The sequence below is a fragment of the Neobacillus rhizophilus genome, from assembly GCF_018343535.1.
In the GTDB taxonomy this organism is placed as follows: domain Bacteria; phylum Bacillota; class Bacilli; order Bacillales; family Cytobacillaceae; genus Neobacillus; species Neobacillus rhizophilus.
The window spans coordinates 868,432-880,524 of sequence record NZ_JAGYPF010000003.1; the positions used below are offsets into that span (position 1 = coordinate 868,432).

The 12,093-nt window shown below is 36.5% G+C and carries 11 protein-coding genes and 1 pseudogene; 1 reads left to right on the forward strand and 11 read right to left on the reverse strand.

All coding sequences use genetic code 11. The annotated features are described in order from the left end of the window. Positions 1-151: 151 nt before the first annotated feature. The 8 genes from KHA99_RS17695 to KHA99_RS17730 form a co-directional block, all read right to left on the reverse strand. Complete coding sequence (locus KHA99_RS17695; RefSeq protein WP_213118763.1) at positions 152-1,645, reverse strand: family 1 glycosylhydrolase; 1,494 nt, start codon at positions 1,643-1,645, stop codon at positions 152-154. 232 nt (positions 1,646-1,877) lie between these two features. Beyond that, positions 1,878-2,198, reverse strand: a complete 321-nt coding sequence (locus tag KHA99_RS17700) for a PTS sugar transporter subunit IIA (RefSeq protein WP_213118764.1) — start codon at positions 2,196-2,198, stop codon at positions 1,878-1,880. 227 nt (positions 2,199-2,425) lie between these two features. Then, positions 2,426-3,766: a PTS cellobiose transporter subunit IIC gene (celB, locus tag KHA99_RS17705; RefSeq protein ID WP_213118765.1), complete on the reverse strand. Its 1,341-nt coding sequence runs from the start codon at positions 3,764-3,766 to the stop codon at positions 2,426-2,428. 21 nt (positions 3,767-3,787) lie between these two features. Continuing rightward, the gene (locus KHA99_RS17710; RefSeq protein WP_213118766.1) at positions 3,788-4,096 is read right to left on the reverse strand and encodes a PTS sugar transporter subunit IIB; all 309 of its coding nucleotides are present in this window, start codon (positions 4,094-4,096) and stop codon (positions 3,788-3,790) included. 313 nt (positions 4,097-4,409) lie between these two features. Beyond that, a complete protein-coding gene (locus KHA99_RS17715; RefSeq protein WP_213118767.1) occupies positions 4,410-6,335 on the reverse strand; it encodes a BglG family transcription antiterminator in 1,926 nt (641 codons plus the stop codon). Positions 6,336-6,627: 292 nt separating this feature from the next. Continuing rightward, positions 6,628-6,891: a hypothetical protein gene (locus tag KHA99_RS17720; RefSeq protein ID WP_213118768.1), complete on the reverse strand. Its 264-nt coding sequence runs from the start codon at positions 6,889-6,891 to the stop codon at positions 6,628-6,630. A gap of 154 nt (positions 6,892-7,045) precedes the next feature. After that, the gene (locus KHA99_RS17725; RefSeq protein ID WP_213118923.1) at positions 7,046-7,303 is read right to left on the reverse strand and encodes a tyrosine-type recombinase/integrase; all 258 of its coding nucleotides are present in this window, start codon (positions 7,301-7,303) and stop codon (positions 7,046-7,048) included. Between the two features lie 514 nt (positions 7,304-7,817). Next, on the reverse strand, positions 7,818-8,135 hold the full coding sequence (locus KHA99_RS17730; protein WP_213118769.1) for a heterocycloanthracin/sonorensin family bacteriocin: 318 nt from the start codon (positions 8,133-8,135) through the stop codon (positions 7,818-7,820). A 644-nt stretch (positions 8,136-8,779) separates the two neighbouring features. On the opposite strand from KHA99_RS17730, the gene KHA99_RS17735 reads away from it, so the two are divergent. Next, complete coding sequence (locus KHA99_RS17735; RefSeq protein ID WP_213118770.1) at positions 8,780-9,430, forward strand: sulfurtransferase; 651 nt, start codon at positions 8,780-8,782, stop codon at positions 9,428-9,430. A gap of 82 nt (positions 9,431-9,512) precedes the next feature. On the opposite strand, the gene KHA99_RS17740 is transcribed toward KHA99_RS17735, so the two are convergent. From KHA99_RS17740 to KHA99_RS17750, 3 genes and pseudogenes are all read right to left on the reverse strand, one after another. Next, positions 9,513-10,418 carry an ABC transporter substrate-binding protein gene (locus tag KHA99_RS17740; protein WP_249366765.1) on the reverse strand — a complete coding sequence of 302 codons (906 nt, stop codon included), beginning with the start codon at positions 10,416-10,418 and terminating at the stop codon, positions 9,513-9,515. Positions 10,419-10,423: 5 nt separating this feature from the next. Further along, positions 10,424-11,071 (reverse strand): ABC transporter permease, encoded by a 648-nt coding sequence (locus KHA99_RS17745; protein WP_213118772.1) that lies wholly within the window; start codon positions 11,069-11,071, stop codon positions 10,424-10,426. 68 nt (positions 11,072-11,139) lie between these two features. Then, positions 11,140-11,862, reverse strand: a pseudogene (locus tag KHA99_RS17750) (ABC transporter ATP-binding protein); the annotation flags it as partial. Positions 11,863-12,093: the final 231 nt, after the last annotated feature.

Below are 12,093 nucleotides of genomic sequence, written 5' to 3' on the forward strand. Positions count from 1 at the left end.
GTGCGATGACCATCTCTTAAATGGAGAGTTTTGGTATATAAGTCCTAATACTAGTTGAATAGGCTATCAAAAGAGACTGACCCAAAAGGTCGATGAATACGACTCTTTTGGGTCAGCCTCTATTTTTTGTTAATCTAGATATTTATTTAATCTAAAAACTAAGGTCTTCGCCGTTAGTTGCAATCACTTTCTTGTACCAATCAAATGATTTTTTCTTTGTTCTTTTTAATGTTCCATTTCCTTCGTCGTCCATATCTACATAAATAAAACCATATCGTTTTTTCATTTCTCCTGTCCCTGCTGAGACTAAATCAATACAACCCCATGGTGTATAGCCCATCAAGTCAACACCGTCTAAAGTAACCGCCTTTTTCATTTCTACAATATGATCTCGGAAATATTGAATCCGATAATCATCCTCCACATATCCATTTTCATCCGGTTTATCAATGGTTCCCATTCCGTTTTCAACAATAAAGAGAGGTTTTTGATACCGGTCATAAAGTTCAGATAGGGTGTATCTTAGCCCAACTGGGTCAATCGCCCAACCCCACTCCGTTTTTTCTACGAATGGATTTACATCCCCCATTTGTCCGCCGGTATCGGTATTCTGAACGATTTCAGTATGGTATACACTACTGCGGTAATAACTAAACGCTAAAAAATCCGAAGGATACGCCTTGATTATTTCGTCGTCCCCTGGTTCTTTTTTTATGGTTACCCCCATCTCTTCAAAGAAGTGGCCTGAGTAAGATGGATAATATCCCCTCATCATAATATCTGAATATATCAAAGCTCCTCTTCGATAATCCAAAGCTCCAAATGCATTTTCCGGCTTACAATCTTTCGGGTAAATGCAGCTTAAGGCAACCATACAGCCAATCTTTGCATCTGGAATGATCTCGTGACAAAGCTTATTGGCAAGGGCACTCGCAACAAACATATGATGCTTTGCCTGATAACGTACCTGCGCGGTAGCCTCCCTGGTTCCCATAAAGGCGTAACCATTTAATACATTAATTTCATTAATGGTGATCCAATACTTAACTAAATCTTTATATCTAGTAAAGACTTCTTTGCACATTCTTAAGAAACAATCAATCGTCTCACGACCGCCCCACCCATTAAAATGTTCCGCCAAATAAGCAGGGGTTTCAAAATGATAAAGAGTGACTAATGGTTCGATATTATATTTTTTGCACTCTTTAAAAACATCTTCATAAAATTTTAACCCTTCCTCATTTGGTTGTTCCCCTTCAATTCCACCCTTTGGGAAAATACGGGACCAACTAAGAGATAGCCGGAAACACTTAAAACCCATTTCTCCAAAAAGGGCAATATCTTCTTTGTAATGGTGGTAAAAATCAACTGCATTATGGCTTGGATAATAAACATTTTCATCAATATAGCCTGATGTGCCTTCTGGTATAGTATCTATTTTGGGGTCCCCCGTAGGTCGTCGGTTTACCATTGTTTTTGTTCCATCTTTTAACCTGATTGTAATTTTTCTTGGACGGTCTGCAGAACCATTCGTTATGAAGTCGCTTGTTGCAAGCCCTCTTCCGCCTTCATTGTATCCACCTTCATATTGGTTTGCAGCTGTAGCTCCACCCCATAAAAAATTTTCTGGGAATGTTTTTTTCATTAAAGTTCATTTCCTTTCTAAAATGAAGACTATGGGTTCAAATATAATTTTCTCTCCTTACGATCATTGTAAAATGAGTATGTGAAATCATTATGAATGAAAAAAGCCCAAAATAAGTTGGGCAATTAAAGAATGACAGACATTTTTTCAGTTACAATTTACTTTTTCAACCATGCGTTTTGCAAGGCTGCCAACAATGTTTAACTTTTAATTGTCCTGGGAGGATTTTGCTTTAATCCTTTTTGATTAGTTTATGCAAATCGATGATTTCTCTTGCCAAATCTTTAAGCGTCATCGAAGTCATCAAATGGTCTTGGGCATGAACCATAATAAGAGGAAGATCGAATTTCGCTCCGCCTGCTTCTTTTTGGATTAATTCCGTTTGAAAATGATGTGCTTCATTGAAGGCTGCATCTGCTTCGGTTAGTTTCGCTTCCGCTTCATCAAATTTGCCTTCTTTAGCTACATACATTGCTTCCATCGCCAAGCTTCTTGCATTGCCTGCATGAAGGATTAATTGAAATGCAAGATTGTAAAGTTCTTCTTTATTCATAATTAACAGCCTTTCATTTGATTTACTTGAAAAGGAAATTCCCCTCTCCTGCCAATTTTAGATTAATATGAAAATCTAGAAATATCCACGGTTAGGTAAATAGAGCTGTGATTTTCTACTATCTCATCCAAAAAAATTTTCCGATACTGTCAGAAGGCGAATGACCTTTATTGTCATATTAATTGGAATGAGACAGGCACTAGTCAAACTAATGCCCCGTCACTTTATTACGCAATATTTTCTTTCGTTTTACCTGCGTTCATCGCGTCTTCTTCTTTCTTCTTCGCGTTATCATATATTTTGAAGAATGGAAGATAAATTAAGAATGAAATAACAATGTTAACTACATTCATGATGGCACCTGAAATATGTCCGCCACTGGCAAGGTATCCTGAGATAATTGGCGGCATGGTCCAAGGTACTGCAATACCAACTGGTTTTGCGACCAAGCCCATATCCATTCCAAGGAACGTGACAATAACAGTAACGATGGATGTAACAACGAATGGAATGATCATGATTGGGTTTAACACGATCGGCATACCAAAGATTAATGGTTCGTTAATGTTAAAGATACTAGGAGCAAATGCCAAACGACCAAGACTTTTCATTTGTTGGGATTTGGCAAACATTACCATCGAGAGAACCAAACCAAATGTTACGCCCGTTCCACCGATGTGGATGAAATTATCCCAGAATTGTTGTGTAACAATGTGTGGTAGTGGTTGGCCCGCTTGATAAGCTGTCATATTGTCACCCATTGCACCAAACCAAATTGGTTCCATTACACTTTTAACGATGTTTGTACCGTGTAATCCAGTAGACCATAGTATCGTTACGAATAATTCGGCTACTATCGTTCCTCCTAGAGTAAGACCTACCAATTTCAGCGGGTCACCTAAAAGGGTCGTAACTAAGCCGTTGATACTTGCATAAGGTGTCATTTCAACAAGTAAACGGATGACCCAAACTACTAAAAGAACAATAAATCCAGGAATTAATGCTGCAAATGATCGGCCAACACTTGGAGGTACACCTTCTGGCATTTTAATCACAATATCTTTCTTGACGACCCAACGATAAATTTCAGTTGATAAAATAGCAAAAAGTAACGCAACAAACAAACCTTTACTGCTTAAGAAAGCTTTTGAAATAGCACCAGTTACCAAAACTCCTTCTGTAGCTCCAGCTGGAGTAAATGAGAAACTAAATGGTGTTGTTAATAAGAAAGCAGCAACTGATATAGTAGCTGCACTCATCGCGTCAAGCTTATAGCTTTCCGCTAATCGGTAAGCTACCGCGAACGCCGCAATAAGTGACATGATATTGAACGTTGCATCTACTGGATAACTTAATTTAGCAGCCCATGTTGGACCAAAAATAGAAGCCATCCAATCTGCATAACCTGGAATTGGCAAGTTAGCTATGATTAAGAAAAATGAACCAATAACAATGAATGGCATCGTCGCAATGAGCCCATCACGAAGAGCCAATAAGTGCCTTTGCGCACCAATCTTTGCTGCAACAGGCATAACTTTTTCTTCAAGAATGCTGTTGAATTTACCCATTTTATTTTTCCCCTTTTTTTATTATTTGTTATTTACTAAATTTATAGCTGTTTTTAGAACTTCCGGGCCATTGCACGTACCGTAGTGGACTGGATTGATCGCATCGACTGGAATGCCTTTTTCTTCACCTAACTGTTTCATTTTTGGAAGCAGGAATCTTACTTGCGGTCCTAAAAGAAGGACATCAGCGTTGTCAATGTGTAGGTTGACCTGATTGGCTGGAACTGCCCAGATTTTCCCCTCTAAACCTTGCTCTTGGGCTGCTTTCTCCATCTTGGTCACAAGCAGACTTGTACTCATCCCCGCAGCACAACATAGTAAAATATTCATCGATTTATTCCTCCTATTATCTATAAAAGTTATTTTTAAAAAACAATGAGCCAATTAATCTAAACAGTTTAATTTGGCGACTGTTTTAAGAGTGATTCAATCACTTTATGTTTATAGTTTATGTTGAAAGCGTTTAATTTTACAGAAAGGATTTTTCCGTTACGTAACGGAAAAATGGATGGACACTAAAAGTTATGTAAACTCATTATCCTCTGATAATATGCCCATAACCTTAAAAAGGGGTACTCCTTTTGGAATACCCCCAATCTATTTCTATTAAATGGCTTCTTCGTTAAGATTCATTTCCTATCAGTTAAGATTTATTTAAAATCTTTATAATTTCTTCAGCTGATTTACTCTTTAGAATTTTTTGGACCTTTGTACTGTTTTCAATTAAAGCAATGAGCCTTTGATACATTTTTTCCAGATCACCCTCGGGTTCTTTTCTTATATTTAGCAAGCAGATAAATTGAACCATCTGTTTAACTGTCCATTCGATCGGCTTCTTTAATGTACACACGGTCCAAAATGTTTCCTCTGTTTCCGGTGTAAGTGGATGAGGGATGGCAACAAGATTCCCAAAGCTTGTTGGAGCGAGCGCCTCCCTTTCCAACACCAAATTCACATAATCTTTGGAGACGAGATTTTGTTTGTATAATTCTTCACACATAAAACGGATGACGCTTTCCTTATCCTCAAAGTCTTTATGAATAAAAACTCTGGACTCATCTATATAGCTCCGTTCCTCGCCCTCTTTTACAGACGATAAGCCCTTCCGGATATTTGCAATATCCCCTTCGCCCAAAAAGGTATTGACGACTTGTACTGGAACGCCTATATCTACTTTTATTGGAATTGTACTAATAATAAAATCAAGAGAGGATAGGTCGTATTCTTTTAATTGATAATAGTTGGTTGTAGCCACTATCTCGATTTCATCTTTAAATTCATTTTGTAAACGATAAAATAACAGCCTTGCACTCCCGATACCAGAAGCACACACTATAATGACCCGTTTTGCCTTTTTCTGCCTTGTCTTCATTCTTTCTAATGCCACACCAATATGTAAGGCAATATAGGCAATTTCGTGTTCTCCTACCTCAATCCCCAAATATTCGTCGATACATCTGCTGGCAATGGCTGCCCCCTCAAAGGCGCTAGGATATTTCCTTTTAATTTCATCTAATAATGGATTCCGAATGTTCATATTGTACCGCAACCTGTTCATTGCCGGCCGAATGTGCAAAGTCAGCGCTTGAATGAATTCGGAGTCGTCATGAAAATCCCAATTTAATTCAGTTTTCAACCTTTCCAGCATGCAATGAATGATGGTGTCTAACTCATCAAATTTACTAAATTCATTCAACGTATTCTTATGAATTAATTTTGTCCCCAACAAATGAACAATAATATAATTAATCTCTGTTTTTGGAAAGTTTAAGCCGGTAAACTCCTCTACTTCTTTTACAATTTCATTAGCTACTATTTTTTCAAAGGGGTATTTTCCTTCTAAATCGTGTTCGAGGTTTTCAATGACAAATCCTCCTTCAATCCTTTTGCATCCAATGGTGATATGGGTTGCCAAATTTTCGAGTGCTATGTCAGATATCTCAATTTTGTATTGATTCACTTTTTTTATGATGATTTCTTTTATCTTTTCAAATAGTTTTTCGTCCAATATTTGAAAAGAATGACTGTCAATGTTTAAGCTGCTATTCCGGCTTAAAATATAATTTGAAAAGCATAGCCGTTTCATATATTCATCGCCTTCGACCTGCGTACCATAATGCGGTCTGGAAACTAACTTCAAGTGATAACGCTCCAATATTTCACGGACGGCTTTTAAGTCATTTTGAAGCTTAGGCTTGGAAACAAATAGTTCTTCCTCAAGACTTTCTAATTTTATCGGTTCCTTTTCTAATAAAAATCTTTTTAATAAATACGAAACCCGATTTTCCTGTTCAGAAAAATGAGATTGATTTTCATCTATCCCATCATTCGCATTCGCATTAAACTCCTTTTCAAATACTTCATAACCCGTTATATGTAATAAATATCCTTTTCCTCGAACCGATTCAATCATGATTCCTAACGAAGAACATTGTGATTGAAGTTCTTTGATCTCGGTGCGAATGGTTCTGTCACTCACACCAAGTTCTTTTGCCATCCATTCGGCTGTAACAGGTTCTTTCTCCTTCATTAAAGACAATACGATGTCTTTTTGCCTTTTCGAAACCATTTATCTACCCACCTTTCTTATTGAAAAATCATTTGGTATTTTTTAGTTTGTTCACTTCCCTTGCCATTGACTCCAAAATAAATATAACCGATACTTGAGAAGTATTGTTAGAATTGTTATTTTGAGAACAGGCAGGAGTCAGCCTTACACAAATAACGGACTAACTTAGAAAAGCCAAAAACAACTGGCACAATGCCAGTAGAATAATAATTGCAAACAAAAAACTCTAATAGTATTGAATACTGTTAGAGTTTTTTCTCATCTTAAATTATGCTACAGATAAGGATCCGGTTTAATTTTTTTCATCTCTTTCTAAATCGATGGTATGGAATCCCTTTTTGATATCGTTTATGATTTCCGGGGATAAGTTGGTGTAGTTTTCTAGGCAAGTTTCTCCTAATTTATAGATTTTCTTCTCTTTCGTATGTAAAACGATATACTGATATCTTAATGGGGTGCCGCATTCACAGCGGTATGGCTTGTTCCCAAAACCACCGTCTAATACCTCTTTTAGCACCCAGGAATCCAGTTCTTCTTCTACCTCTGCTTCTGTCATTCCTTCGGATAAGGTAACTAAAGGGTGCAAGAGTGAAACAAAGCAACGCAATACATGATGCGTTGCTTATTCTTGTTTATTAGTTAAAAATATTTCTTATACGTTCCTGTCTTATTCTTCCGCTTAGTTGGGCATAAATCCTGATCGTTTCACTTTATTTATGACCTAATAAGCTTTGAATAACATCCAAATATGCTCCATTATTCGATAGGTGGGTTGCATAGCTGTGCCTTAGTTGGTGCGGATGTATGTCTTTATTGATGCCAGCACGGTGGGAAATCCGTTTGATAATGTATCGCATCTGGGCAATGCTCACTTGATGGGGATCCTGTTCCGTGACAAAAACAGCAGAATCCCGGTCTTCATGACTATCCAGGTACTGTTTTAACCAAATTTCGCAGCGAACATTAATAAGGGTATTTTAAACCATACTCGTTCAAATTTCGATGGGAAATAACAACTGGTGATATCGGTGATGGGGGAATAAATGGAACGACAATTGGTTTATACCATGGATTGTAGTGATGCAACAATATGTAGTAAACCATTAATATCATCCTCTCATTCAAAGTTACAGTAAATTATGAGTGTTCATCTAAATATGATTGGATGGATGCCTAGTTTATTAAATTACCAATATTTATATAAAACGGGGTATACAACCAACTGTGCAGTATAGTTCACATTAATGGATGCAACATGGAGTTTTCCTTGAAAAAAGGAGCAAAGCTTTTTTCTTCTTCAAGTAACGTAGCAGTTTAGTGAAAGGAGGAATTCCTAGTCGTTACAATGTTCACTGTATTAATTTCCTATATAATATTTCCAATATGATATAGCAACAAAGAAGTGCCCATGCAGGGACACTTCTTTTCATAAAAAAACATTTTTTTGATGAGATTTACTAACCTCCAAAACAGCTAAAACAACTAAATAAACATCATGCCGCTACACATCATGCCGCCACACATCATGCCGCCGAAACCCATACCGCCGCACATCATGCCGCCGAAACCCATACCGCCACACATCATGCCACCGCAACGCATACCGCCACACATCATGCCACCACAACGCATACCACCACACATCATGCCACCGCAACGCATACCGCCGCACATCATGCCACCGCAACGCATACCGCCAAATATTCTCGGATCCTGACTCTGAGGACCTATAGGAATTAAATGACCAACTTGGAAATTATCCATTCCTAAAGTTTGAAGTTCATTTTGAAAATTTAGCATTTGTACCTCCTCTGTTTATTTAATAATTAGGTTAAACTGACTTCTAACAAGAGATTTGAACGAAAAAATTTTGTCAGTTAAGTGTAATTTAGAGTTACTACGTGTACTCTCTTCAACAAAATATGCTACTTTTAGGTGGCTGTTACTGTTTAAAAAGCCTATTTCAAAGTAAAGTATCATAAAATGTTGTGTCTGGAAGCAAAGATAGTGGGCTAATTTTATTCAACTTGTTTTAATTCTTAACGAAGGACCTTAATAGGGAAGTTTGATTTTGAATGAAGAAACCCTGTCAACCTTATCTTGTTGGGACCTAAAGGTGGACTTCTACCCTAGTTTGTATCGGAGCAAAATTGTGAAGTATTAGACTTTATCTAAAGGGTGATTTACTTCAAGAAGACATACTTAAAAAAAACGCTCTAAACGGTCTTTTTTCTTTGGATAAAAAACAGTATTCTTTAACAGTGCCTTTCATAAAAAGAAAAGCGGTTTTCCTGCTAGATCACATTTGAATGTTCCACAATTTCTGTTTATCATGAAGGTGAGGATATGTATTACGTTAAAGCTACTATTTAGAGGTGAGTACTACGTGCAATTTAAAAATCAACATAAGTTACTTTCACCAGTGGAGCTTAAGAAACTTATATTTGATACAAGATATCAATCTAACAAAGGTCATAAATGAATTAGGAATCAGCAATGAAACCACTGTTATTGTTTACGGAAAAAAAATAATGGCTGCTACCCGGGCGGCATGGACATTCATGTATGCAGGTTTAGAAGATGTTCGTTTGCTGAATGGGGGAATCGATGCATGGAATGCTCTTGGATTTAGCACTGAAGAACACCCTTCGAAAATACAACAAGATAGCAAAGGTACTTTTAAACTTTTACAACCAAAATCAAACTATCTTTCCACAAGGAAGGACGTTGAAAAAAATTTACAGAATCAAGACAGCATAGTGGTTGATGTTCGCAGCTGGAATGAATATTCTGGTAAAAACACCGGGTATGTTTATATGAAAGAAATGGGTCGTATTCCAAATGCAGTATGGGGCTATGCTGGATCCGATCCCTATCATATGGAGGATTTTGAGAAAAAAAACGGGGTACTCAAAAACCTTGAAGAAATAGGAAAACTATGGAAAGAGTCAGAAATTATTTCAGAGAAAAAAATTATTTTTTATTGCGGCACAGGCTGGAGAGCAAGTGAAGCATTTTTTATTGCTCATTTATTGGGGTGGCAAAATATTAGTTTATTCGATGGTGGATGGATGGAGTGGAGTCAATTAGATTAAATTAGGCAAATCACTCTAATGCTAATTTCCATTAGCCAATAAAAAGAAGATAAGCAAATGCTCATCTTCTTTTTATATCAATCTATTTAAGAAGCCCTTTTTCTTTTAACCATTCTTCTGCTACTTTTGCTGCATCTTCTTTGTCAATTTCAACTTTTGCATTCAATTTTTGCATTTCTGTTTCATCAATTTGGTTAGCTAATTTATTTACTGCTTCTTTCAATTCAGGATGCTTTTTAAGGACTTCATCTTTAAAAATAGGTACAGCATCGTAAGGAGGGAATAAATGTTTATCATCTTTAAGAAGAACTAAATCATAGGCTGCAAGTTTACCGTCAGTAGAATAAGGAATAATCACATCAATCTCTTTATTTAGAACCGAAGGATACCATAATCCATAATCCATTGTGACAACCTTTTTAAAGTTTACATTATATATCTTTTCAAAGGCTGGGAAACCATCCTCGCGTCCAAGCCATTCTTGTCCAGTACCAAAAATTAATTGATCAGATTTCGCTGCTAAATCGGAGACCGTCTTAATACCTAGTTCTTCTGCTTGATCTTTACGCATTGTCACGACATAAGTATTATTAAATCCCAGCGGTTTTAACCATGTAATTCCGAACTCTTTAGGAAATTCTTCAGCTACTATGTTATACGCTTCTTCTGCATCCGTTACAGGTTTATGATTTAAAATATTAATTAATCCAGTTCCAGTGTACTCTACATAGCCATCAATATCCCCTTTTTTTAAAGCTGCCCAAGTAATATTGGCGGCAAGTCCAGTCTTTAATTGAACATTTAAATCTGTCTCATTTTCAATTAATAGTTTCATCATGTTTGCAAGGATTTCCTGTTCAGCAAAATCTTTTCCGCCAATCGTAACGGTATCTGATTGATTACTACATCCAACAATGCTAAAAAGCAAGGTTAAGCTGGTTAATGCCATCATCATTTTACGAATAAATTTTGAATTTAATCTTTTCATTGTTTTCACTTTAACTCTCCTGAAATTTGTTTTTTTCTTTTTTTACGTAATCCTTTAGGTGTTAATTTATCATCAAGATAAAGAAGCAATCGATCTAAAATAATGGCTAGCAAAGCGGTAGGGATCGCTCCAGTTAAAATCATAGCTGTATCAAGCATACCAATTCCTCTCATAATCAAATCGCCTAACCCGCCAGCTCCAATAAAAGTAGCAATCGTGGCAACACTTATGGTTTGAACGGCAGCCATTCGAACTCCGGCCATAATAACGCTGCGCGCCATAGGTAATTGGACTAACCAAAGAATTTGTCTCTTTGTCATTCCCATTCCAGTTCCAATTTCAATAAGAGACTTGTCTACTTCTCGAATTCCAGTAAACGTATTTTGTAAAACCGGTAATAAAGAGTAGAGGATTAAGGCAATGATCGCCGGAAGTGTCCCAATCCCAAAAATGGGAACCATAAAACCTAATAAAGCTAGACTTGGGATAGTTTGGATGACCTGTACAACTCTAATCACCGGTGTAGCGAGACGGTCATGATTTGCAAAATAGATTCCTAAAGGAATAGCAATCAAACACGCAATAAAGAGAGCTGTAAATGATAAATAAAGGTGTTCCCCGGTTTTTGATAAAATTTCTATCCATTTCATCATCTTGATGCACCCTCATGATCATCCAGTGAGCTCATTGGAAGAATAAAAGAATCTTGAAAGTATTTAACCCCAATAAATTCACGAACAAATTCATTTTTGGGCTGACGCAGTAAATCAATTGGAGGACTACTTTGAATTAATACGCCATCTTTAAGAACTACCATGTGATCTGATATTTTTAATGCTTCCTCCATATCATGAGTAACAAAGATAATGGTCTTTTTCAATTTTTTTTGTAAAGAAATTAGCTCATCTTGTAACTGAACACGGCTTATTGGATCAAGAGCACTAAACGGTTCATCCATTAATATAATGGATGGGTCTGCACAGAGAGCTCTTGCTACACCAATCCGTTGTTGCTGGCCACCACTAATTTCACTTGGATAACGATAACGATATTGTTCAGGATCAAGACCAATTAAATTTAATAGTTCAGTTACTCTTTCCCTTATTTCTACCTTTTTTACACCCTTTAATATAGGAACAATCGATATATTTTCTTCAATGGTCATAAGTGGAAATAGACCAATCTGTTGAATAACATATCCAATATTTCTCCGAAGGTTAACTGAATCCATTAGACTTATATCTTTCCCATTAATAAAGATTGTTCCTTCATCCGGTTCTATAAGTTTATTAATCATTTTTAGAGTGGTTGATTTTCCACATCCGGATGGTCCAATAATGGTTGTAATTTTTCCTTTTGCTAGAGTTAAATTTAGATTCTTTACAGCATGTCCTGAATCAAATATTTTACTGATATTAACAAGTTCTACCGCTGCTGTATTCATATTTTCATGGTGTCCTCCCGCTTGATCTAACTCTTACTTTGACGGACAGAGTTATAGGTATCTATCTCCTAAAACTTATTTACGCTTCGTAGATTTAAGTGAAATGGAAAATATATTCCAGTTTGAGATTCCGATTTCCCTTTAATTCGAGATATTTAATGCAATTTATATTCTAACATTAATCTTATTTATTTTCCTATTCGACCTATCTATACATTCGATGAATATCTA